This is a genomic window from Terrabacter sp. MAHUQ-38 (genome assembly GCF_014518425.1).
GTDB lineage: Bacteria > Actinomycetota > Actinomycetes > Actinomycetales > Dermatophilaceae > Terrabacter.
Genome location: NZ_JACVCU010000001.1, coordinates 1,495,724 through 1,517,731 on the forward strand (window position 1 = coordinate 1,495,724; position 22,008 = coordinate 1,517,731).

At 70.8% G+C, this 22,008-nt stretch carries 19 protein-coding genes, 1 tRNA gene and 1 pseudogene; 15 read left to right on the plus strand and 6 right to left on the minus strand.

Annotated features, from left to right (window positions below; translation table 11 throughout):
- Positions 1-54: 54 nt before the first annotated feature.
- Both H9I49_RS06915 and H9I49_RS06920 read right to left on the minus strand, forming a co-directional pair.
- Positions 55-819: a cyclopropane-fatty-acyl-phospholipid synthase family protein gene (locus tag H9I49_RS06915; RefSeq protein WP_188029514.1), complete on the minus strand. Its 765-nt coding sequence runs from the start codon at positions 817-819 to the stop codon at positions 55-57.
- Between the two features lie 363 nt (positions 820-1,182).
- Entirely contained in the window at positions 1,183-1,356 is a 174-nt protein-coding gene (locus tag H9I49_RS06920; RefSeq protein ID WP_188029515.1) for a hypothetical protein, read from the minus strand.
- Positions 1,357-1,434: 78 nt separating this feature from the next.
- Between H9I49_RS06920 and H9I49_RS06925 the strand changes: the two genes are divergently transcribed.
- Positions 1,435-1,998, plus strand: coding sequence for a dihydrofolate reductase family protein (locus tag H9I49_RS06925; RefSeq protein ID WP_188029663.1), 564 nt, complete (start codon positions 1,435-1,437; stop codon positions 1,996-1,998).
- Between the two features lie 162 nt (positions 1,999-2,160).
- On the opposite strand, the gene H9I49_RS06930 is transcribed toward H9I49_RS06925, so the two are convergent.
- Positions 2,161-2,237: transfer RNA gene (locus tag H9I49_RS06930), tRNA-Phe, on the minus strand.
- 235 nt (positions 2,238-2,472) lie between these two features.
- Here H9I49_RS06930 and H9I49_RS06935 point away from each other — a divergent pair.
- The 11 genes from H9I49_RS06935 (at position 2,473) to H9I49_RS06985 (ending at position 15,022) form a co-directional block, all read left to right on the plus strand.
- Positions 2,473-3,036: a YceI family protein gene (locus H9I49_RS06935; RefSeq protein WP_188029516.1), complete on the plus strand. Its 564-nt coding sequence runs from the start codon at positions 2,473-2,475 to the stop codon at positions 3,034-3,036.
- A gap of 231 nt (positions 3,037-3,267) precedes the next feature.
- Positions 3,268-4,302 carry a LacI family DNA-binding transcriptional regulator gene (locus H9I49_RS06940; protein ID WP_188029517.1) on the plus strand — a complete coding sequence of 345 codons (1,035 nt, stop codon included), beginning with the start codon at positions 3,268-3,270 and terminating at the stop codon, positions 4,300-4,302.
- A complete protein-coding gene (locus H9I49_RS06945; protein ID WP_188029518.1) occupies positions 4,299-5,246 on the plus strand; it encodes a carbohydrate ABC transporter permease in 948 nt (315 codons plus the stop codon). Before H9I49_RS06940 ends, H9I49_RS06945 begins: the two co-directional genes overlap by 4 nt.
- Entirely contained in the window at positions 5,243-6,079 is an 837-nt protein-coding gene (locus H9I49_RS06950) for a carbohydrate ABC transporter permease (protein WP_188029519.1), read from the plus strand. Before H9I49_RS06945 ends, H9I49_RS06950 begins: the two co-directional genes overlap by 4 nt.
- A gap of 77 nt (positions 6,080-6,156) precedes the next feature.
- Entirely contained in the window at positions 6,157-7,458 is a 1,302-nt protein-coding gene (locus tag H9I49_RS06955) for an ABC transporter substrate-binding protein (RefSeq protein WP_188029520.1), read from the plus strand.
- A gap of 67 nt (positions 7,459-7,525) precedes the next feature.
- Positions 7,526-8,677, plus strand: coding sequence for an ADP-ribosylglycohydrolase family protein (locus tag H9I49_RS06960; RefSeq protein WP_188029521.1), 1,152 nt, complete (start codon positions 7,526-7,528; stop codon positions 8,675-8,677).
- An 11-nt stretch (positions 8,678-8,688) separates the two neighbouring features.
- Positions 8,689-10,017, plus strand: a complete 1,329-nt coding sequence (locus tag H9I49_RS06965; RefSeq protein WP_370587460.1) for an ADP-ribosylglycohydrolase family protein — start codon at positions 8,689-8,691, stop codon at positions 10,015-10,017.
- Positions 10,014-10,940: a PfkB family carbohydrate kinase gene (locus H9I49_RS06970; RefSeq protein WP_188029523.1), complete on the plus strand. Its 927-nt coding sequence runs from the start codon at positions 10,014-10,016 to the stop codon at positions 10,938-10,940. Before H9I49_RS06965 ends, H9I49_RS06970 begins: the two co-directional genes overlap by 4 nt.
- Positions 10,933-12,927: an SUMF1/EgtB/PvdO family nonheme iron enzyme gene (locus H9I49_RS23765; RefSeq protein WP_188029524.1), complete on the plus strand. Its 1,995-nt coding sequence runs from the start codon at positions 10,933-10,935 to the stop codon at positions 12,925-12,927. Before H9I49_RS06970 ends, H9I49_RS23765 begins: the two co-directional genes overlap by 8 nt.
- Positions 12,924-14,168: a CaiB/BaiF CoA-transferase family protein gene (locus H9I49_RS06980; RefSeq protein WP_188029525.1), complete on the plus strand. Its 1,245-nt coding sequence runs from the start codon at positions 12,924-12,926 to the stop codon at positions 14,166-14,168. Before H9I49_RS23765 ends, H9I49_RS06980 begins: the two co-directional genes overlap by 4 nt.
- Positions 14,165-15,022, plus strand: a complete 858-nt coding sequence (locus H9I49_RS06985) for a CoA ester lyase (RefSeq protein WP_188029526.1) — start codon at positions 14,165-14,167, stop codon at positions 15,020-15,022. Before H9I49_RS06980 ends, H9I49_RS06985 begins: the two co-directional genes overlap by 4 nt.
- A 43-nt stretch (positions 15,023-15,065) precedes the next feature.
- Here the strand turns inward: H9I49_RS06985 and H9I49_RS06990 are convergent, their stop codons facing one another.
- From H9I49_RS06990 to H9I49_RS07000, 3 genes are all read right to left on the minus strand, one after another.
- Positions 15,066-15,587, minus strand: a complete 522-nt coding sequence (locus H9I49_RS06990; protein ID WP_188029527.1) for a hypothetical protein — start codon at positions 15,585-15,587, stop codon at positions 15,066-15,068.
- 129 nt (positions 15,588-15,716) lie between these two features.
- A complete protein-coding gene (locus tag H9I49_RS06995) occupies positions 15,717-16,739 on the minus strand; it encodes a M12 family metallopeptidase (protein WP_188029528.1) in 1,023 nt (340 codons plus the stop codon).
- Positions 16,740-16,842: 103 nt separating this feature from the next.
- Positions 16,843-18,987, minus strand: coding sequence for an MMPL family transporter (locus tag H9I49_RS07000; protein WP_188029529.1), 2,145 nt, complete (start codon positions 18,985-18,987; stop codon positions 16,843-16,845).
- A gap of 225 nt (positions 18,988-19,212) precedes the next feature.
- Here H9I49_RS07000 and H9I49_RS07005 point away from each other — a divergent pair, with 225 nt between their 5' ends.
- The 3 genes and pseudogenes from H9I49_RS07005 to H9I49_RS07015 form a co-directional block, all read left to right on the plus strand.
- Positions 19,213-20,649 carry a GuaB1 family IMP dehydrogenase-related protein gene (locus H9I49_RS07005; RefSeq protein ID WP_188029530.1) on the plus strand — a complete coding sequence of 479 codons (1,437 nt, stop codon included), beginning with the start codon at positions 19,213-19,215 and terminating at the stop codon, positions 20,647-20,649.
- Positions 20,650-20,737: 88 nt separating this feature from the next.
- Positions 20,738-21,277 carry a hypothetical protein gene (locus H9I49_RS07010; RefSeq protein WP_188029531.1) on the plus strand — a complete coding sequence of 180 codons (540 nt, stop codon included), beginning with the start codon at positions 20,738-20,740 and terminating at the stop codon, positions 21,275-21,277.
- A gap of 400 nt (positions 21,278-21,677) precedes the next feature.
- Positions 21,678-22,008, plus strand: a pseudogene (locus tag H9I49_RS07015) (hypothetical protein); the annotation flags it as partial.

The window sequence follows — 22,008 nt, forward strand, 5'->3', positions numbered from 1 at the left end:
AGCGTGACTCCACCGTCGGGTCCTGTCAAGACCGCACGGCGGCAAAGTTCCTGCTCAGCTCTTGCGAGCCGTCACCAGGGCGAAGGAGAGGAGCTCTCCGCCGTCGTTGGTGAGCAGGTCGATGAGGGTCTGGCTCGTTCGCCGGCCCTCCACCTGGTGCTCCGCCCGAGCTCGGGACCACAGCAACCAGTCCCACCAGGCGTCCTGCTGCAGGCGCGCGGACGTGACGGTCACCAACTCGGTGATCTCCCACTGGAAGCGCCACCACTCCGCCGTGTGCCAGGCGATCGGCTCCCAGCCGAACACCTGCTTGAGGTGCGGAGGGATCACCCCGAGGTCGCGGACCTCCTGGGTCATGGCCGGAGTCGCCATGCCCAGCTGGCCACCCGGGCGGAGGAACCGCACCAGGTAGGGCAGGTAGCTGTCCGCTGTGCCGAAGTACTCGAACGCGTCGATGCTCACGATCGCATCGAAGCTCTCCTCCTCGAACGGCAGGACGTGCGCCTCGGCCCGCACGGCCTCCACCTTGTCGCCGACGCCCGCCTCAGCGAAGACGGCTGCGGCAACCTCGGGGGCGATCCACCAGTCGGCCGCGACGACGCGCGCGCCGTACTCGCGGGCCAGGAACACCGACGTGGCTCCCTTGCCGGAACCGAGATCGAGAATTCTCATCCCCGGACGCAGATCGAGATCTCGGGCGAGGTCTTCCAGCAGCCACAAGGGGTTCGGCCCCATGTCGAGGTCGAGCAGCCAGCCTGGGTCGTAGCGGGACGAACGTGGGTAGCGGTCCGGACGGTCGAGATCACTCACAGCGGTCATGAGCACGAACCAAGCCGGTCGCCCCCAGGCGCACAACTCATTTCCTTCCGCTCGCGTCCCGGCGCCGCCCGGTCGGCGATCGCGCCCGCATGGGTCGATGATCACGTCCCCCTGGAAGGCCGACGTGAAACTCCTTCTCGCGCAACGGCGAGGCTGCCTACCTGTGGGTCCGCTGCTTCCTGCTCGCCTGAGGGCACCTGTGTGGACGACGGTGCAACCGGGCGTTCCAAGGACTGGGCGTGCTGTGGCCGGGACTCCCGGAGCTCACCCGGGTCTGCTCGGCATCGCAAGCGTGCCTCTCGTGGCGGCGCTCTCCATGCCGGGCCGCCCGACGACATCGAGATGGCTGGAGCTGCCGAGACGCTACGACAGGGCCGCTGCCGGCAGCTGCACGAGGAGGCCGAACAGAACCGTCTCTGCGACGGTGAGCATGGGCAGGTCCCCGCCTGTCACGGCGTGGCCGAACGGCAGATGCCGCTTCGTGGTGTGACTGTAGTTCTGCCGTCCGAAGCGCTCGAGGCTGCGAATGCCCGCCACGTTGGTGTTGCCTCAGGGGCGGGATGATGTGGGGCGGGATCCTGACGGTTCGTGGGCGACTCACGGGAGGCTGACGGCATGCGGAAACTGACCTTTGGCATGAACCTGAGCCTGGACGGCTACATCGCCGCGCCCGGCGGCGACCTCGGGTGGAGCGTGCCGAGTGACGAGCTGTTCCAGTGGTGGTCCGACCGGGTGGGGGCGACGGGCCTGGCGCTGTACGGACGCAGACTGTGGGAGACGATGAGCTCCCACTGGCCGACCGCCGACCAACAGCCCGGCGCCACACCGGCGCAGATCGAGTTCGCCCGCCGCTGGCGGGACATGCCGAAGGTGGTGTTCTCCTCGACGACCAGCGCGGTCGACTGGAACGCCCGCCTGGTCACGGGCGACGCTGTCACCGAGATCGCCCGGCTCAAGACTGAGGATGGCGGTCCCATGGACGTCGCCGGCGCCACCCTCGCCGCGGCGGCCATGCGGGCCGGGCTGATCGACGAGTACGCGATCGTCACCCACCCGGTCCTGGTAGGCGGCGGCACGCCCTTCTTCACAACCCTGGACAACTGGGTGAACCTGAACCTGCTGGAGACCCGGACGTTTCCCGACGGCGTCCTCCTGACCAGGTACGAGACCAAGCGCTGACTACCCGACCTCGGGTCGGCGCGGGCTCGGGCCACCCAAGGATCTCGTTGCCGTTGGGAAACCACCTGGCGAAACGCGAGCCAGCGCTCACGAACGCCGGCAAGGTGGCCCTGAGAACGGCAAAACCGCAGGTCAGCGACATACTGACCCGCGGTTTCGTGGTGGTGGCCAGGGGCGGGGTCGAACCGCCGACCTTCCGATTTTCAGTCGGACGCTCGTACCAACTGAGCTACCTGGCCGTGACAACGTGAGGAACTATAGCCGACCCCTCGGGCCATCTCACAAACCGCCCATGGCTGGCGCCACGAGCGGTTGTGCGGGATCGTGACGGCGTACGACGGAGGTCGGCCGTTCGGGGGCCACGGGTCGCACCCAGCCAACGGACTTGCCAACCATTCTGCCGACGGAGAAGGACTCGATGACCTGGGTCGTGAGAGGATGCCGCGACTCAACCATCGATCCGCAGGAGAGCCCATGACCGACAAGGGATCTGAGCTGAGCGGGGACTGGGACTTCGACCCGGCCCACACCCGGATCGGGTTCTCGGCCAGGCACGCGATGGTCACGACCGTGCGCGGTTCGTTCAACGACGTGACGGGCCGGTTCTACGCCGACGTCGACGACATGTCGAAGTCGTACGCCGAGGTCACCCTCAGGACGGCGAGCGTCGACACGCGCAACCAGCAGCGTGACGACCACCTCCGCAGCGCAGACTTCTTCGACGCCGAGAAGTGGCCCGACATCCACTTCGAGAGCACGCAGATCGAGGAGGTCGAGGAGAACGCGTACATGGTCTCCGGCAACCTCACCATCCGCGACGTCACCAGGCCTGTGACGATCCCCCTCGAGCTCATGGGGGTGCAGACCGACGCGTTCGGGGCCCTGCGCGCCGGCTTCGAGGGTTCGCGCCGGATCAACCGCCGCGACTTCGGGCTCGAGTGGAACATGCCGCTCGACTCCGGCGGCGTCCTCGTGTCCGAGAAGATCTCGCTCGAGTTCGAGATCTCCGCGGTCAAGCGGGGGAGTGACCAGGGCTGACGCCCGACACCCGGGCGATCCGAGGTATGCCGTCGGGCTGGGTCGCGACGCATCACCTCGCCCCGTTCGCCGGGCGGAGTCGCGAACTCGAGTTCCGCTGACCTGACAGGCCGGCCCGCGCACCGCGCGGGCCGGCCTTCGTCGTCCCCGGCGGTTGGAGGGCTTGACAAGGGCAGCCGGTGGCAGGCACAGTTCTGAACTGTAAACGTTTACAGTTCGAAGGAGGCGAGGATGCCGCGTCGCGTGACCGTGACCGAGGTGGCCCAACGGGCCGGGGTCTCCGTCGCCTCCGTGTCCCGCGTCCTCAACGGGATCGCGGCGCGCCCCGACACCGAGGAGCGCGTGCGCCGCGCAGCCGAGGAGCTCGGTTACGTCCCCGACGCCGCGGCCAAGGCCCTCAAGCTCGGGCGCCCGCTCCAGCTCGCGATCGCCGTCGACGACATCGCCAACCCCGTGTATGCGCTCATGATGCACGGCGTGGAGGCCGGGCTCCTCGGCTCGGGGTCGCGCCTGCTCGTCTCGTCCACGGGGCGCCGGCCGGCCGACCTGGTCGAGCTCGTCGAGGGCATGTCCCGCGGCTACGCCGACGGCCTCATCATCAGCCCGCTGCGTCGCACGCCTGAGCTCATCGACGCCCTGGCGCAAGCACCCGTCCCCGTCGTCGTCATCGGTGACATCGGTGACGACGACCGGCTCGACCAGGTCCGCACCGACTCGGGTCTCGGCGTCTCCCTGGCCTACGACCACCTCCTGGACTCCGGTCGTTCACGCATCGCCTTCGTCAACGGCCCACGGGACACGACCCCGGGCCGGTCGCGATCGGCCGGTTTCGTCGGCGCCGCGGAGCGGCACGGCCGGGAGGTGCTCGTCATCGAGGCCGAGGACTTCACCGTCGAGGCGGGCGAGGCCGCCTGGCCCGAGGTCGCCACCTCGGCCGGCCGGCGCGTCGACGCCGTCATCGCGGCGAACGACCTCGTCGCCCTCGGACTCGCACGGGCAGCCCTCGACGCGGGGCGGTCCATCCCGCGGTCGCTCGCCGTCGTCGGAGTCGACGACATCGGCATGGCCTCGATCTTCCGGCCGAGCCTCACGAGCGTGTCGCTGGGCGCCCACGAGCGTGGCCGGCTCGCCGCCGAGCTGCTCCTGCGGCGACTGGAGCACCCCGGCGCGACCGTCGAGACCCGCTTCGTGTCCCCGAAGCTCGTCGCGCGGGAGTCGACCGCGACTCCCTCCACGCCGTCCACCACGACGAAAGCCGACGCATGACCATCACGTCCACAGTCGCACCCTCACCCACGACGCAGGACCGCCGGCCCCGCCGCGGTCGCCAGGACCGTTCGAGCCAGCAGCGTCGCGAGGCGATCGCCCTCGTCTTCCCGTCGCTCGTGCCCATCGTCATCTTCAGCGTCCTGCCGCTCCTCCAGGGCGTCTGGTACGCGTTCACCGACGCGACGTTGCGGCGCAACGACACCGCTGACTTCGTCGGCATCGACAACTTCACGCGCCTCGCGGGCGACTCCTTCTTCTGGAGCTCCTTCCGCATCGGTCTCATCTGGGCGGTGTCCGTCACGCTCCTGCAGCTCGTGGCCTCTCTGGGGCTCGCCCTGCTGCTCAACTCCGACCTTCGGTTCCGCTCTCTCACAAGGCTTCTTGCGCTCATCCCATGGGCCATGCCACCTGTCGTCGTCGCGATCATGTGGACGATGATCTACACGCCCAACGGCGGGCCACTCAACGCGGCCCTCGGTGCGGTCGGGCTGCCGAGCAGCATCAACTGGCTCGGCGACTTCAACACCGCGCTGCCCGCCGTCATCGTCGTCGGGGTCTGGATCGGCATGCCGCAGACCACCGTGACCCTCCTCGCCGGGCTCCAGCAGATCCCCGCCGAGCTGAGCGAGGCGGCGGCGGTCGACGGCGCCTCGGCCTGGCAGCGCTTCCGCAACGTGACGCTGCCGAGCCTGCGCCCCATCGTCGTGTCGATCACGTCGCTGAACTTCATCTGGAACTTCAACAGCTTCGGCCTCGTGTACGTCATGACCGAGGGCGGTCCCGGAGGCAAGACGATGCTGCCGATGCTCTTCACCTACCTAGAGGCGTTCAAGAACCGCAACATCGGCTACGCCGCGGCCATGGGCGTCGTGCTCGTCATCGTCGTCGTGCTCATCCTGGCCGGCTTCCTGCGCACGCAGTTCCGGAAGGAGTCCGCATGAACCGCACCTCACCCCCGGTGAAGGCGCTCCAGTACCTCGCCCTGGCGGCATACATCCTCTTCCTCGGCTTCCCGCTGCTGTGGCTCGTCTCGGCCTCCATCAAGTCGTCGCAGGAGCTGGCAGCGCTCGACATGAGCCTGCTGCCGAAGCAGTTCCACTGGGACAACTACGCCGTCGCCCTGCAGAAGCAGGGACTGACGCGGTCCGCGGTCAACAGCCTCGTCGTGTCGCTGCTCTCGATGGTGTTCGTCGTGCTGCTCTCGATGCCGGCGGCGTATGCGCTCGCCCGCTTCAAGGGGCGGCTGCGCGCCGTGGGGGTCGGCTGGATCCTCGTGAGCCAGGTCTTCCCGGTCATCCTCATCATCATCCCGCTCTTCATCATCCTGCGGGACGTCCGCCTCGTCGACACCCTGCTGGGGCTCGTGCTCGTCTACACGACCTTCACGATGCCGTTCGCGCTGTGGATGCTCCAGGGCTTCGTCGCGGCGATCCCGACCGACCTGGAGGAGGCCGCTGCCATCGACGGTGCGAGCCGCTTCCAGACTCTGCGCCGCATCGTCTTCCCACTGCTCATGCCGGGCATCGTCGCGACCGCCATGTTTGCCTTCGTCGCGGCGTGGAACGAGTTCTTCTTCGCCCTCGTGCTCATCCAGTCACCCGAGAACTACACGCTCCCGGTCGCCCTCAAGATGTTCGTCGGCGGCGAGGGGAAGGTGGCCCTCGGGCCGCTGGCCGCCGGCGCCGTCCTCGCCACGATCCCCAGCCTCGTCGTCTTCTCCATCCTCCAGCGTCGCCTCACCGGCGGGCTGCTTGCGGGCTCCGTCAAGGGCTGAGCCCCACCGTCCGACCCATCCCCATCGCCCACACCAGCAAACCCACCCCACGTCCCCATCACGCAAAGGAGCACACCATGGGAACCCGTCGCCTCGCACTCGCAGGAGCGGCCCTCGCCGCCGTCCTGCTCGCCGCCTGCTCGCAAGGATCCGCCACCAACCCCGACGCGGGGGCCGGCGGCACCGGTGCGGGCGGCTCCGTCACCCTGAAGTTCCAGTCGCTGCAGGACCAGCCCGCGGCCGTCGAGGCCGTCAAGGGCATCGTCGACTCGTGGAACAGCGCCCACCCGGAGACCAAGGTCGAGCTGATCCAGGCAGGCTGGGACGGCATCTACGACAAGCTCGTCACGCAGTTCAACGGCAACGCCGCGCCGGACATCATCCACTACGAGGCCGCGAGCATCGTGCCCTTCGCCCGCGACGGCTACCTCGCCGACCTGACCTCGAAGGTCCCGGCCGAGCTCAAGAGCGACATCTCCGACGGCATCTGGAAGTCGGTCACCGTCGACAACAAGGTCATCGCCATGCCGACCGAGCTCCAGACGTACGTCGTGTTCGCCAACAAGAAGCTGCTCGAGGCCTCCGGCGCCACGGTCCCGACCGGCGACTCCATGACGCTCGAGCAGTTCCGCGCACTCGCCAAGGCGACCACCAAGGACGGCAAGTTCGGTCTCGCCTGGGGCCTCAAGAGCCCGACCGCGACCTTCATGAGCCTCGCGCTCACCTCCGGCGGCACCTTCTTCTCGGGCACGGGCAAGGAGGCCAAGATCAACGTCGGCGCCGGTGAGCTCGCGGTGCCGAAGCTCGTCAAGGACATGGCCTACACCGACAAGAGCATCGACCCGGTCTCCCTCACGCAGTCCGGGTCGCAGGCCCTCGCCTCGTTCTACGCGGGCAAGGCTGCGATGACGGTCCAGGGCTCCTTCCAGGCCGCCAACATCAAGAAGGACGCACCTGCCGGCCTCGACTGGGTCGAGCTGCCGCCGCTCTCGGGCTCGCAGGGGACCGCTCAGGCCGCCAACCCGCAGACGCTGTCGGTCAACGCGGACTCGCCGAACGCCGACAAGGCCGCCGAGTTCGTCGCCTACTTCGCCAACGCCGAGAACATGGCCAAGCTGAACCAGGCGGACGCACTCATCCCCGCCTCGAAGAAGGCCCAGGACCTGATCCTCTCCTCGACCGGAGGCAAGGACGGCTGGGACATGACGATGAAGTCGGCACAGGGTCTGACCGGCGCACCCTTCCTCGCCGTGGACGCCTACACGCAGTGGAAGGACACCATCGCCACGCCGAGCTTCCAGAAGTACCTCGCCAACCAGATCGACGACGCCGGGCTCACGCAGGCACTGACCGAGGGCTTCACCCAGGTGAACCGCTGATCCGTGGGGGCGGCGGCGGCCCGCCGCCCCTGCGCCACGGAACCGCAACGACACGAAGGGCATTCACGTGAACGACTTGAGGCGGCGCATCCACGGCGTCATCACCGGCGCGGCCGTCGGCGACGCGCTCGGCGGTGCGACCGAGGGCTACACGCCCGAGCAGATCCAGGAGCGGCACGGCGGCCGGGTCACCGGCATCGTGCCGCCCTGGGCGGCGGAGGAGTGGGCCACGGCACGACCGATCGCGCCGTACCACAAGGGCGACGGCCACATCACCGACGACACCCTCATGACGCGGGCGCTGATCGACACGTATGCCGCCCGGCCACGCCATCTTGACGCGTACGCCGTCGCCGAGGAGTTCGTGCCGCGCCTCATCAACGAGCCCACGTGGATCCCCGAGCTCGAGCGGGAGGCGATTCTCCTCCAGCGGATCTTCCTCGCCGAGAAGTGGATCGTGGCGCGGCTGCACTACGGGCACGTCGACCCACGTGAGGCCGGCGTCGGCAACATCGTCAACTGCGGGGCCGCGATGTACATGGCGCCGGTCGGAGTCGTCAACGCCGGCGACGCGAGGGGTGCGTACGCCGAGGCGATCGAGCTCGCGGCTCCGCACCAGTCGAGCTACGGACGCGAGGCGGCAGGAGTGTTCGCCGCCGCGGTCGCGGCCTCTCTGGCGCCCGGCGCCGACGCGGCGGGCATCGTGGACGCCTGCCTCGACGTCGCTCATGACGGCACGCGGTCGGCCATCGAGGCGGTCGTCAAGGCGGCCGGCTCGGTGCCGGCCGACGACCCCGACGTGCTGGCAGCGGCGTTGCGGGCCGCTGTGGAGCCGTACGACACGGTCGGTCCCGACTACCGGCAGCCGGCCGCTGACGCACGGCGCCCGTCGCGGACGAAGTCCATCGAGGAGCTCCCCGTGGCGATCGGCTTCGTCGTGGCCCACGGAGGCGACTTCTCGGCGGCAGTTCTCGGGGCGGTGAACTATGGGCGTGACTCCGACTCGATCGCGACGATGGCGGGAGCCGTCTGCGGCGGCCTCGGCGGCGCGGACGTCGTCCCGGCTGACTGGCTGACCACCGTCGAGACCAACAGCCGCACGGACGTGACCGCCTCGGCGGATCGTCTCGCCGACGTGGCCGAGCGTGTGCTGGCCGCCGACCGCGAGCGGCTCCTCGCCCGCGCCGGCCAGATCGACGGCCTGCTGGGCACGGCATGAGGCTCACCTGGGTGCAGCCCGAGGACCTGCTGCTCCACGCGTTCGTCCAGGCTCGTGCCGAGGGGGCCGACGTCGATGGCCTTGAACGGCGGTGGACCGACGCCGGTGGCTCGCCGGCCGTCCCGGTCAGTGGTGCGGCCGACCAGCCCGCGCCTCCACGGCTGCGGGCCCTCGCGGCCGAGCTGCTCGGGGCCGTCGACGAGGCGGCGCCCGCGATGCCCTTTGACCTCGCGGCTGCGCTGGACCGCGCCTCGGGCGTGGACCAGCGCGGTGGCCGTGCCGGCGCCGACCTGGCTGACAAGGTGCACGGCGGCTGGCTCGGCCGCTCGGCGGGCTGCCTGCTCGGCAAGCCCGTCGAGAAGATCCCGCGCGCCGGCATCGAGGAGATCCTGCGCGACACGGGTCGCTGGCCGCTCGACGACTGGTTCACGGCGGAGGGCCTGAGCGCCGACGTCGCGTCCCGGTGGCCGTGGAACCGCCGCAGCGCCCCGACGAGCCTCGCCGAGAACATCGCGGGCATGCCGGAGGACGACGACCTCAACTTCGCCGTCCTCGCGCTGCGCCTCCTGGAGACACACGGGGACGCGCTGACGACGGACGACGTCGCACAGGCCTGGCTCGACAACCTCCCCGGAGGACGGGTCTTCACGGCCGAACGCGTGGCCTACCGCAACCTGCTCGAGGGCGTCGACCCAGACCGGGCCGCCCTCGAGCGCAACCCTTTCCGCGAATGGATCGGTGCGCTCATCCGAGCCGACGTCCACGGCTGGGCCCACCCCGGCGACGTGTCGGGGGCCATGCGCTCGATGTGGGCCGACGCCCGCCTGAGCCACACCGGTGCCGGCGTCGAAGGCGCTTTGTGGGCGGCCGCCCTGGCGTCGCTCGCCGTGGCCGCTGAGGACGTCCAGGTGGTGCTCGACGACGCGTCCACCGTGCTCGAGCCCGGTGGCCTGGTCCAGGTGGCCGTCCGCCGCGGCACCGAGCTCGGCCGTTCCGACCTCACCGACGACGAGGCGCTCGACGCCCTGCACGCCGACTTCGGCCACCTCCACTGGGTGCACGTGGCCAACAACGCCGCCACCATCGCCTTCGCCCTCGCGCGCGGCGACGGAGACCTCGGGCGCAGCATCTGCGTCGCCGTGACGGCCGGCTGGGACACCGACTCGGTCGGCGCCACCGTCGGTGGCGTCGTCGGGGCCGTCGCTGGCGCCGATGCCCTTCCGCAGCAGTGGATCTCGCCGCTCCAGGACCGTCTCTCCACCAGCCTGCCCGGCCCGTCCCAGCTCTCGCTCTCCGGGCTGGCGGCGGCCACCGTTGCACTGTCCGAAGGTGCCCGATGAGCGGCTCCGTCGTCGTGGTCGGGAGCGTCAACCTCGACGTCTCGGTGACCGTCGACCGCCTGCCGGCGCCCGGCGAGACCCTCCTCGGTGGCACCGTGCGACGCAGCGGCGGTGGCAAGGGGGCGAACCAGGCCGTTGCCGCGGCCCGCGCCGGCGGTGCCCGCACAGCCATGGTCGGCGCGGTCGGTGACGACCCTGACGGCGCCGCGCTCCGAGCCTCGCTCGAGTCCGACGGCATCGACTGCTCGTGCCTGACGACCTCGGCGTCGCCCACGGGGACCGCCCTCATCACCGTCGACCGCTCGGGCGAGAACACCATCGTCGTCGCGGCCGGTGCGAACGACGACGTCCGCCTGGACGATGCCGCCGCGGCGCTCGTGCGTGCCGCCGACGTCGTGCTGGCCCAGCTCGAGATCCCGCAGCCGACCGTCCTCGCCGCAGCTCGTGCCCGGCGACCCGACGCGCTCCTCGTGCTCAACGCAGCGCCGTATGCCGCCGTCGACGCCGACCTGCTCGCCGCGGTCGACCTGCTCGTCGTCAACGAGCACGAGGCCCTCGGGCTGAGTGCCGCGCCGACCGTCGATGAGGCGGTGCAGTCCCTGCTCGAGTCGGTCCCTGCGGTCCTCGTGACGCTCGGCGCCGCGGGCGCCCGACTCGACCGGCGAGGCGGTCGGACGACCGTTGTCCCGGCTCCCCGCGTCGACGCCGTCGACACGACCGGGGCCGGCGACACCTTCTGCGGTGTCCTCGGGGCTGCGCTCGCGCGCGGGGACGACGACCTCTCGGCACTGCGTCTCGCATCAGCCGCGGCCTCGGTCGCCGTCGAGGGCAAGGGTGCGCAGGACGCGGTGCCGAGCGCTGCGCGGACCCGCGAGCGGGCACTCACGGCGTACGGGCTCGGCGAGGAGGACTCGCGTGGATGATGCCCTCGACCCGCTCGTCCCCCGACCGCTGGACCGTCCGCGCGCTGTGCCGCTCGACGACGACGCCGACCTGTCCGTCCTCGACACGGGAAAGATCCTCGCGGCGCCGGACGACCCCGCAGACTGGCCCCGGTGGCGCGACCAGCTGACCCGCTGGCGCACGGAGGCCCGCGCGCGGCTCGACCACGACGACACGCTCTACCGACGCGACGACCTGCATTGGGCCCGCGGCTGTTTCGTCGTGTCGCAGGTCTGGCTGTGGGACGAGCTGCTCTATGACTTCGAGACCCACACGTTCACACCGGAACGCCTGCTGGCCGATGCGCTCGAGAGGTTCGGCGGGTTCGACGGCATCGTGCTGTGGCACGCCTACCCCGTCATCGGTATCGACGACCGCAACCAGTGGGACTACTACCGGTCCGTGCCGGGCCTCGACCGGCTCGTCGCCGACCTGCACTCGGCGGGCATCCGCGTCTTCGTCGACTACAACCCCTGGGACGTCGGCACCCGCCGGTCCGGCGACGACGCCGCCGAGCTGGCCTCGCTCGTGCGCGACCTCGACATCGACGGTGTCTTCCTCGACACGCTCAAGGAGGGCGGCGGCGAGCTCCTCGAGCGCGTCGACGCCGCGCGCCCGGGGGTCGCCGTCGAGGGCGAGTCGACGCTCGCGCTGGGCCGGCTCGTCGACCACCCGCTCTCGTGGGCGCAGTGGTTCGCCGACTCACCCGTCCCGGGAGTGATCCGGTCACGCTGGTTCGAGCAGCGCCACCAGATGCACCACGTGCGGCGGTGGAACCGTCACCATGCCGAGGAGCTCCAGTCTGCGTGGCTCAACGGGGTCGGCGTCATGGTGTGGGAGGTCGTCTTCGGCGTCTGGGTGGGGTGGAACCCCCGCGACGCGGAGATGCTGCGCCGGATGACGCGGACCCAGCGAGCCCTCGTCGACGTGCTGACCGAGGGGGAGTGGACCCCGCTCGTCGACATCGGTGAACCTGCCGCAGCCGCAGGGGTGTTCGCAGCCCGCTACGAGCACGGCTCCGGAACGTTCCTGCCCCTCGTCAACCGAAGCGGGGCAGACGTCACCGTCGCGCTCACGGGAGCGGGCGGCCTCGTCGCCCACGACGTGTGGGCCGGTGTCCGCCTCGGCACCGGCGAGGTCGAGGTGCGCGTGCCGGCCCGGGGAGTCGGTGGGGTGTGGTGGGCGCCCGATGGCGCCGACACGTCGTGGCTGCCTACCGACGAGCCGGCCGAGCCGGCCGCGCGGTTCGGCCACCGGCTGTCGCGACGCGTTGCGCCGACACCGAGGAGCCGCGCCACACCACAGGCGGACGTCCCCGTCTCGATCGTCGACCCGGGTCGCCGCGTCGTCACGGTGCGCTACCGCTGCCGCGAGACTGGCCTCTACGACGAGGCGCCCTTCGTCGACGAGTGGAAGCCGCTCCCTCCACGTCTGCACGACCTGCGCACGGTCGACCGCGTCGTCGACGTGCCAGCACCCGTCGCGGTCGCACGCCTCGAGGTTTCGGAGCGCGAGTTCGCGGAGTTCGTCGTGGCGACCGGTCATGCACCAGCCGTGCCGGGCGGCCGGCCGCCGGCGTGGGCGGGCCGTCCCACGGCGGAGAGCGACCCACGTCGTCCCGTGACCGAGGTCGACCTCGCCGACGCGCGGGCGTATGCCGTATGGCTGGGAGCGCGCCTGCCCACCGAGGACGAGTGGCAGCTCGCCGGAGAGGGGGAAGGCCTGGACCGGCTCCGCCCGGAGGTCTGGAACCTCACGGAGAGCGAACGCAGCGACGGCCGCACCCGATACGCGATCCTCAAGGGAGGATCGCACCATGAGTCCCACGGCTCCGACTGGTACTTCGACGGAGGGATCCGCCCACCGGGCTTCTCGGCGAAGTACCTCGTCCCCGGCCTCGGCGGCGGTCGCTCGACGAGCATCGGTTTCCGGGTGGCCTGGGACCTGACCGAGGAAGGCACCCCATGACCGAGCCAGTGTCCGAGCCAGTGACCGAGCCGACTGCCGGCGCACTGGCCGACCTGCGGGTCGTCGATGCGTCCACGCTCTTCGCCGGGCCGATGACGGCCATGCACCTCGGAGACCTCGGGGCGGAGGTCGTCAAGGTCGAGCACCCACGACGCCCGGACCCGGCGCGGGGCCACGGTCCCGAGAAGGACGGCCACAACCTCTGGTTCAAGACGCTCGGGCGCAACAAGCGCATGGTCCAGCTGGACCTCTCGTCCGAGGGTGGTGCGGCGGCGTTCCGTCGGCTCGCCGCCACGGCTGACGTCGTCGTCGAGAACTTCCGGCCCGACACGCTCGAGCGCTGGGGCCTCGGCTACGACGAGCTGTCCGCCGAGAACCCCGGCCTCGTCCTCGCCCGGGTCACCGGCTTCGGGCAGGTCGGGCCCTACCGGCGCCGCCCCGGGTTCGGCACGCTCGCCGAGGCGATGAGCGGCTTCGCCGCGTCGAGTGGCGAGCCCGGGGGTCCGCCGATGCTGCCCCCCTTCGGCCTTGCCGACGGGATCGCCTCGCTCGCCACGGCTTTCGCTGTCATGAGTGCCCTGCACCAGCGTGAGAGGACCGGCCGCGGTCAGGTCGTGGACGTCGCCATCGTCGAGCCGATCATGGCCATGCTCGGGCCTCAGATCTCTCGCTGGGACCAGCTGGGCACCGTCCAGCCCCGTCAGGGCAACCGGTCGAGCAACAACGCGCCGCGCAACATCTACGAGACGAGCGACGGCCACTGGGTCGCGGTCTCGACGAGCGCCCAGACCATCGCGGAGCGGGTGGTCCGTCTCGTCGGACGTGCCGACCTCGTCGAAGCGCCGTGGTTCGGCTCAGGCCGCTCGCGCGCCGAGCACGCCGACGAGCTCGATGAGGCGGTCGGCGGCTGGATCGCACGGCACACCCGGGACGAGGTGGTCGCGCAGTTCGAGCGGGCCGAGGCGGCCGTCGCACCGATCTACACGGCCGAGGACATCGTCGCCGACCCCCAGCTCCGGGCGATCGGCACGATCCGTCGCGTGCCCGACCCCGATCTCGGCGAGCTCTCGATGCAGGGCGCGCTCTTCCGCATGTCGGAGGGCGACGCGCCGACCCGCTGGACAGGTCGGGCTCCCGGCGCTGACACGGCAGCGGTGCTCGGCGAGCTCGGCTACGACGCCGAGGAGATCGCGCGACTGGGCGCATCCGGCGCTGCCGCCGGCCCGGGGGTGGACTCGTGACGTCGCCCGTCCCCGGCACGGGGCCGTCGCGTCGTTCCCCCCTCACCTGGCTCTACGTGCCGGGCGACCGGGAGGACCGCATCCCCAAGGCCTTCGCGTCCGGGGCGGACGTCGTCGTCATCGACCTCGAGGACGCCGTCGCGCAGGACGTCAAGGACGCCGCGCGCCGTGCTGCCCAGCGCGCGGCTGCCGGCGCGACCACACCCTGCCAGGTGCGGGTCAACGCGCTGGGGAGCCGGTGGGCCGAGGCAGACCTCGGAATGGTCGCGGCTCTCCCGCCGCACGTCGGGGTCCGGGTGCCCAAGTGTGAGCAGCCCGCTGACGTCGTCGACATCGCCGAGGCAGTGGGCCCCCGACCGCTGCATCTGCTCGTCGAGTCGGCCCGCGGCCTCGAGGCCGCGCACGACCTGGCCCGGGCGCACGGCCAGGTCGCCACGATCGGGCTCGGTGAGGCGGACCTGCGCGCCGACCTCGGCGTCGCCGACGAGCGCGGCCTCCTGTTCGCGCGGTCCCGGGTCGTCGTCGCGGCGGCCGCCGCCGGGCTCGAGCCGCCCTCGATGTCCGTCTTCACGGACGTGCGTGCCCTCGACGCGTTGCGGCAGTCGTGCATCGAGGGTCGCCGACTCGGTCTGGTCGGCCGCGCCGCCATCCATCCGGTCCAGCTGCCTGTCATCGAAGACGTCTTCGCGCCGAGCGCGGTCGAGATCGCGCGGGCCCGTGAGGTCGTCGAGGCAGCGGCCACGGGCGCCGACTCGGGGCGCGGTGCGGTCGCTCTCGCGGACGGGCGGTTCGTGGACGAGGCGGTCGTCCGGCAGGCTCGTCGGCTTCTCGCCCGGGCCGGCATCAGCTCCTGACGGCCGGCCACCCCGAGCGAGGTGGCCGGCCGTCAGCGGGTCGTCACGCTGCGGGGCCCTTGGTGCGGACGTCCGCGACGTGCGACATGGCCTCGCGCAGCTCGCCGAGCCAGTCGCTCTCGTGCTGTGCGACGAGCTTGACGCACCAGGCGAGGGCCTCGGCTCGCGACCGGGCGACGCCGGCGTCGACGAGCGTGTCCAGGACGAGTCGCTCGGGCTGGCGCAGGCGGGTCATGGCGGGCGCGGCGACGTGGGTGAACAGCTCCGTGCGGTCTCCGACGCGGACGGCCCACGAGACCTTGCGCTCGAACCGGTGCTCGGCCTCGCGGGCGATCTCGATGCGGCGACCGCGCGTGTCCTCACGGAACGCCTTCGTGCGCCCGGCGCGTGCTTCGTCGCGCTCGGCATCGCTCGACCCGTCGGGCAGGTCGACGTCGCCGATCGTGAGGACGACGGTGATCTCCTCGCGGTCGACGGTGATCTCGGGTGGGGTGGTGCGCCACTCCTCGGGCAGGCGGCCGACGAACCAGCCCCGCACCCGTTCCAGCTTCTCGTTCGTAATCATGTAATCAGCATTACTCGATTACTGCGGAAGATCAACGGGGTACGCCCAGGGCAGAAGCGCGCGAGGGCGGATGCCGTCGGGCGGTGAGCGGACGGCATCCGTCCTCGGTGGAGGGCGGTGCGTGCGACGTCAGCGGCGGCGAGCCCGGATCGAGTAGCTGCCCGTCCCGCTCGGCCGGAAATGGCGCACCTGGGCGACGTAGCGCCCCGGCGTCAGGGCCGTGCGGATCCGCGGGTTGAGGCCGTAGCCGCTGTCGTCGTCCTCGGCGATGAGGGCCGTCTCGCTGTCGGGACCGAAGAGCGACAGGAAGACGTCCGTCGAGCCGCGCGTCGTCACCTCGTAGAGGCCTTCGCTCGAGGCGTCGAACGCGTAGAGGTCCTCCTCGCCCTCCTTCCCGATCGAGGCCTCGACCTTCGGGCCGTCCACCTCGAGCATCGTCGCGTCGCTGACGACGGGCGCCGCCTTCGGGTACATCGCGGCCCCGGCGACGAACGCCGTGTCGAGCGCGGACAGGACCTCGTTCTCGTGGGTCGCGACACCGTTGAGCGTCCACGCCGCGGGGAACGCGTAGAGCATGATCGAGTCGGGGTCGAACTGCGTGCCCTTGATCTGGTCGAGGGCGTACTTCCGGAAGACGTTGTGCCGCACCTTCGCCTCGTCCCAGAAGTTCGGTGGTCCAGCCAGCGCGGCGATGACGACGGGCTCGTTCCACTGGATGCCGCCCGCTGGGTTCGAGTGCTCGTGCGCCAGACCGATCGCGTGCCCGAACTCGTGCGCCGCGGTGCCGCCGTCGAGGAAGCCGAGGTTCATCGTCGCCTCGTCGGCCGGGATGCTCGTGTTGTCGGTGCCGACGTAGGACCACGCCCCGTCCGCTGGGTCGAAGGTGATCCGGATGTCGGCGTCCAGGTGGTTTCCGAAGTCGAAGTGGAGGTTGCACGCCTCCTGCCACCAGCCGGCCTGATCGCGTGCCGTGGCCTGCTGGGCCGGGGTGCCCTCGAGGAAGCGCACCTTGAGGGTGGTGCCGTTCATCCACGCCTTGCCGATCGGCGAGATCGCGCGGTCCGCGCCGCCGGGTCCTCGCTCGCGCCGGTGAGGGCGCATCAGGTCCTTCGGAAGGATCCGGTCGAAGCACACGTGCGGTGCGTCCGTCATGGCGTTCCCCCAATCGGTCCGGGACGCGGGCCCGCGCCCACCCTCCATCGTCCTCGGGTGAGGCCCCGCGCACAGGCAGAACGGGGTATACCGTCCGATCTGCTCAGGTCGTGCGGGCCAGCTCGGGTTCGACCGCGCGACCGGAGGCGTCGGCCCGCTCGCTCAACGCCCGGTCGTCGCGCGCGAGTCGGCTGGGCCACCACATCCGGCCGCTGATGTCGAGGTTGAGTGCGGTGACGAGGACCAGGCGGACGACGAGGGTGTCGAGGAGGACGCCGAGCGCGACGGCGAACCCGATCTCGGCGAACGCGACGACCGGCATCGTCGCGAGGACGGCGAACGTGCCGGCAAGCACGAGCCCCGCGGACGTGATGACCCCGCCCGTGGCGGCGAGCCCGATGAGGGCGCCGCGTCGCGTACCGACCTGCCTGGCCTCCTCGTGGACCCTGGTCATGAGGAAGATGTTGTAGTCGATGCCGAGGGCGACGAGGAACACGAAGACGAAGAGCGGGAGCGACGAGTCTGCGCCGGCGAACCCGAGCACGTGACGGAACACCAAGGCCGACAAGCCGATTGCGGCTGCGAACGACAGCACGACCGTTGCGATGAGGACCAGGGGCGCTGTGACCGAGCGCAGCAGCAGGATGAGGATCAGCAGCACGACGGCGAGGATCACCGGGATGATCCTGACGTTGTCGTCGGCGCTCGCCCGCAGCGTGTCGGCCCGCGTCGCCGTGTCCCCGCCTGCGATGGCGTTCGCGCCGGGGACCGTCGCGATCACCTCACGAATGCGGTCCAGCGTGACCGTCGCCGCGTCCGAGTCCGGCGCGTCGGCGAGGGTCGCCTGGATGAGCGACCGTCCGTTCCGCGTGACCGCCGGTGTGACTGCATCGACCCCGTCAACCGCCTCCACGGCGTCGGAGACAGCTCCTGCCGCCGCTTCGTCGCTGAGAACCAGCACGGGGGACCCGGCGCCAGCGGGAAAGTGCTTGGCTGCGATCTCCTCGCCGATCACCGAGGGCGGGGTCGTGTAGTAGGAGTCCTTGTTGGACAGCCCGACGGCGTTGAGCTGGAGGACACCGAGCGACGCAATGGCGAGCAGCAGCGACGTGACGACCCAGGTGCGGCGTGGGGCGTCGGCGATGCGGGCGCCGGTGCGGGCCCAGATCCCGTCACGCGTGTGGTCGACGGAGCCGTAGCTCGGGCGGACCGGCCAGAACACCCACCGGCCGAGGACGACGAGCAGCGCCGGGAGGAGCGTGAGCATCACGAGCAGGCCGACGGCGACGCCGATGGCCGCGACCGGCCCGAGGCCCTTCGTCGAGCTCATCGTCGCGAAGAGCAGGCACAGCATCCCGGCGATGACGGTGGCGCCGGACGCGAAGATCGCGGGGCCGGCGCGGTGCAGGGCGAACGCCATCGCCTCGTGCCGGTCCTCGTGCCGCCGCAGCTCCTCGCGGTAGCGCGCGACGAGCAGCAGGGCGTAGTCGGTGCCGGCGCCGAACACGATGACCGTCAGGATGCCGGAGCTCTGGGCGTTGACCGTCAACGTGTCACCGTCGGCGAGGTAGTAGATGACGCCCTGCGCCGTGAAGAGCGCAGTTCCCGCCGACAGCACCGGGATGAGCCACAGGATGGGGCTGCGGTAGGTGATGAGGAGGATCACGATGACGACGGCCATGGCGCTGTAGAGCAGCTTGCCGTCGATGCCGGAGAAGGCCTCCGACGAGTCGGCGGCGTAGCCGACCGGCCCGGTGATGTGCATCGACAGGCCGGCAGGGGTGTCCTCGGCCGCGTCGCGCATCTGGTTCACGGTGGTGCCGAGCGAGTCCCAGCCGGCCTCGCCGGCGTCCACCGGGACGATGACCTGCAGGGCCTGCTTGTCCGCAGACGGGATCGGACCGACCGCGTCTCGCTTGACCGGCTCGAGTGCGTTGAAGCGCGCGACCTGTGCGGTGACGGCCTCCAGGTCCTCCGGGGTGATGCCGCTGGGTCGCTCGTAGATGACGACGGCCGGGAACTCGTTCGTGCTCTGGAAGTCGCTGATCTGGTTGACCACCTGGGTCGACTGGGCATCCTCCGGCAGCCAGGACGCGGCCTCGTTGTTGAGGGCGTCGGGAAGCTTGGACGCGGGCCCGAACAGCAGCCCGACGACGACGATCCAGAAGCCGACGACGAACCATTTCGTCAGCCGTGACGACGGTATCCGGGCGAGGCGCCCGATCTCGCCGGTCTTGTTGTCTTCCATGGTGGTTCCCCCTCTGCTGGAGTGAGGTCGCACGCCAGCGGCCCGCACCAACGCTAGGTCCGGTGGTCCTCACGGCACAGGGTTTTGCCGCGGAATGGGGGTCGACCTCAGGGGCGGTTGGGGGTAGACCCTGACCGCCGGCGCCGCGTACGCACCGTCGAGGCCGCCGTCCAGCCTGCAGTCCCAGACGCCGGAACCCGTGTGGGCGGCCTAGCATGGGTGCCCGTGCAGTTCCTCAACGGCCTCCAGCCCCAGCTCGACCTCACCTACGACGACGTCTTCATGGTGCCGAGCCGCTCGTCCGTCACGAGCCGCCTCGACGTCGACCTGTCGACCGTCGACGGGTCGGGCACGACGATCCCGCTCGTCGTCGCCAACATGACCGCCATCGCCGGCCGCCGCATGGCCGAGACCGTGGCCCGCCGTGGTGGCATCGCCGTCATCCCGCAGGACATCCCTGCCGAGGTCGTCCGCGACGTCGTCGGCTGGGTCAAGCAGCGCCACCTCGTCCACGACACCCCGATCACGCTAGAGCGGCACATGACGGCCGGTGAGGCCCTCGTCCTGATCGGCAAGCGCGCCCACGGCGCCGCGGTCGTCGTCGACGGACCCAAGCCGGTCGGCATCGTCACCGAGAAGGACCTGACGGGCGTCGACCGCTACACCCAGGTGCACGACGTCATGCACGAGGACATGGTCGTGCTCCCTGACACGATCGACCCGCAGGAGGCCTTCGAGCGGCTCTCGATCGTGCGCCGCAAGGTCGCCCCCGTCGTCTCCGAGCACGGTGAGCTCGTCGGCATCCTCACCCGCGGCGGTGCGATCCGCGCCGGCCTCTATGCGCCGGCCGTCGACGCTGCCGGGCAGCTGCGCGTCGCTGCCGCCGTCGGCATCAACGGCGACGTCGCGGCCAAGGCCGCCGAGATGCTCGAGGCAGGCGCCGACGTCCTCGTCATCGACACCGCGCACGGGCACCAGGACAAGATGCTCGACGCGCTGCGCGCCGTCCGGGCGCTCGACCCTGCCGTGCCAGTGGTCGCGGGCAACGTCGTGTCGGCCGCCGGCACGCGTGAGCTCATCGAGGCCGGCGCCGACGTCGTCAAGGTCGGGGTCGGACCCGGGGCCATGTGCACGACGCGCATGATGACGGCAGTGGGTCGCCCGCAGTTCTCGGCGGTCCTCGAATGTGCCACGGCTGCAAGGGAGCTCGGCAAGCACGTCTGGGCAGACGGCGGCGTGCGGCACCCGCGCGACGTCGCCCTCGCGCTCGCCGCCGGCGCCTCCAACGTCATGATCGGCTCATGGTTCGCCGGCACGCTCGAGTCTCCCGGCGACCTCTACACCGACAACGACGGCCGCCAGTACAAGGAGTCCTTCGGCATGGCCAGTTCCCGTGCGGTGCGTAACCGGACGGCGAGCGACACGGCATACGACCGCGCCCGCAAGGCGCTCTTCGAGGAGGGCATCAGCACTGCTCGCATGTACGTCGACCCCGCGCGGCCCTCCGTGGAGGATGTCATCGACCAGATCATCGCGGGGCTGCGCAGCAGCTGCACGTATGCCGGTGCGCGCACTCTCGAGGAGTTCCACGAGCGGGCGGTCGTCGGGCTCCAGAGCACGGCCGGCTTCGCCGAGGGACGTCCGCTCCACACCTCCTGGTGACTGCGGCCGCGCCTCGGCCCACCGGGCCCTGACGGCGCCCTGCTCCGTTTCGCCGGGGCGCGCGCTGCTCGCGGGGCAGACTGGGCGCATGGATGCCGCCCTCGCCGGCCTGCTGGGCACCGCCATCGGGGCGGTCGCCGGCATCGCCGGCTCGCTCCTGAGCTCGCGGCACCAAATGCGCCTCGAGCGTGAACGCATCGACGCGGCCCGGCACGACGAGCTGACCCGGGCGGCTCGCCAGTCGCTGCTCGACCTCGTCCAGCTGGTCGCCACGGGCACGCAGGCCATCGCCTGGGTCACCTGGGCGGTGGAATGCCGCCCGGTGGAGGAGTCCCTGGTCGAGGCACGTCGCTACGAGGACTCGATGCGTGAGCTGCTCCCGCGGCTCGTGTCCGCCCAGGTCGCAGTCGCCAGCCTCAGTGCACCGGCCACGTACGAGCGGCTGGACCCCTTGGTGCGGACCCTCGTTCATCTTGACGCGAGGGTGGGTACGGCCCTCGTCGGTCACGAGCAGGGCGATGCGACGTCGACCGCCGAGCTCTTGGCGCTCCGCGACGAGACGACCGCCTTCGAGCAGCACACGGTCGCGGTCGTGCGTGCGATCCTGAGCGGCGTCAGCGGCGATTGATCGGGGCCGGGGTCTCCACCGAGCCGCCGCCGGCGTAGGCGGCGCTGAGCCGCGCAAACCGGGTCACCAGCTCGCGCTCCTCGATCGGCGTGCCGCTCGGCTCGTCGTAGACCGAGTCGTGGTCGGGCAGGTCGTTCCCCTCGTCATCGGGGTCGCGCCGGGGAGGCGCTCGACCGGTTCACCCGCGAGGTCGACGACCTGCGGATGCCAGGGGTTGCCGTGCCCGAGTTCAGCGGTCCGACAAGAGGACTCGACATCTTCTGGGACAACGTCTTCACCGATCTGCTCGTGCGCGACGAGATCAAGCGCTGCAAGCGCAGCGTGTGGAAGAGGCCTTGTCATCGAATCGAACAAATGTTCTAATTGAGAGAGACGGCGACCGGGTGAGAGGAGTGAGTTCGTGCCATTCCTCGACGCCCGGCGCTCGCCGTTCGAGTTCGTGCTCGAAATGCCGTTCAGGCGTGCCGCAGGTGGTTCCTGTGGTCACGCGGTGCCGGTGGCGGCGCGCGCGTCCGAGGGGCCGGAGCGGCTGGAGCGTTCGGGTCTCGGTGTCTCCGTTGCTGGTTCGGACGACGACGTGGGTCTGCGTGATGCTGCGCTCGACGCGGCCTCGGACAGGGTGCTGGGTCAGATCGAGTGGCTCGAGGTGGCCAAGGCGCGGTTGGAGGGTCGGCTGGTCGATGCGTATGCGGCGTTGCACACGATCGAGGAGCAGCAGCTGGCCCGGTTGA

Excerpts from the sequence above, each read along its gene's own strand:
- H9I49_RS06970 (WP_188029523.1), top strand. The coding sequence starts at position 10,014 with ATGAGCGGCTCCGTCGTCGTGGTCGGGAGCGTCAACCTCGACGTCTCG.
- H9I49_RS06955 (WP_188029520.1), top strand. The coding sequence starts at position 6,157 with ATGGGAACCCGTCGCCTCGCACTCGCAGGAGCGGCCCTCGCCGCCGTC.
- H9I49_RS06935 (WP_188029516.1), top strand. The coding sequence starts at position 2,473 with ATGACCGACAAGGGATCTGAGCTGAGCGGGGACTGGGACTTCGACCCG.
- H9I49_RS06995 (WP_188029528.1), bottom strand. The coding sequence starts at position 16,739 with ATGACGGACGCACCGCACGTGTGCTTCGACCGGATCCTTCCGAAGGAC.
- H9I49_RS07010 (WP_188029531.1), top strand. The coding sequence starts at position 20,738 with ATGGATGCCGCCCTCGCCGGCCTGCTGGGCACCGCCATCGGGGCGGTC.
- H9I49_RS06925 (WP_188029663.1), top strand. The coding sequence starts at position 1,435 with ATGCGGAAACTGACCTTTGGCATGAACCTGAGCCTGGACGGCTACATC.
- H9I49_RS06980 (WP_188029525.1), top strand. The coding sequence starts at position 12,924 with ATGACCGAGCCAGTGTCCGAGCCAGTGACCGAGCCGACTGCCGGCGCA.
- H9I49_RS06990 (WP_188029527.1), bottom strand. The coding sequence starts at position 15,587 with ATGATTACGAACGAGAAGCTGGAACGGGTGCGGGGCTGGTTCGTCGGC.
- H9I49_RS06915 (WP_188029514.1), bottom strand. The coding sequence starts at position 819 with ATGACCGCTGTGAGTGATCTCGACCGTCCGGACCGCTACCCACGTTCG.
- H9I49_RS06940 (WP_188029517.1), top strand. The coding sequence starts at position 3,268 with ATGCCGCGTCGCGTGACCGTGACCGAGGTGGCCCAACGGGCCGGGGTC.
- H9I49_RS06950 (WP_188029519.1), top strand. The coding sequence starts at position 5,243 with ATGAACCGCACCTCACCCCCGGTGAAGGCGCTCCAGTACCTCGCCCTG.
- H9I49_RS07000 (WP_188029529.1), bottom strand. The coding sequence starts at position 18,987 with ATGGAAGACAACAAGACCGGCGAGATCGGGCGCCTCGCCCGGATACCG.
- H9I49_RS06945 (WP_188029518.1), top strand. The coding sequence starts at position 4,299 with ATGACCATCACGTCCACAGTCGCACCCTCACCCACGACGCAGGACCGC.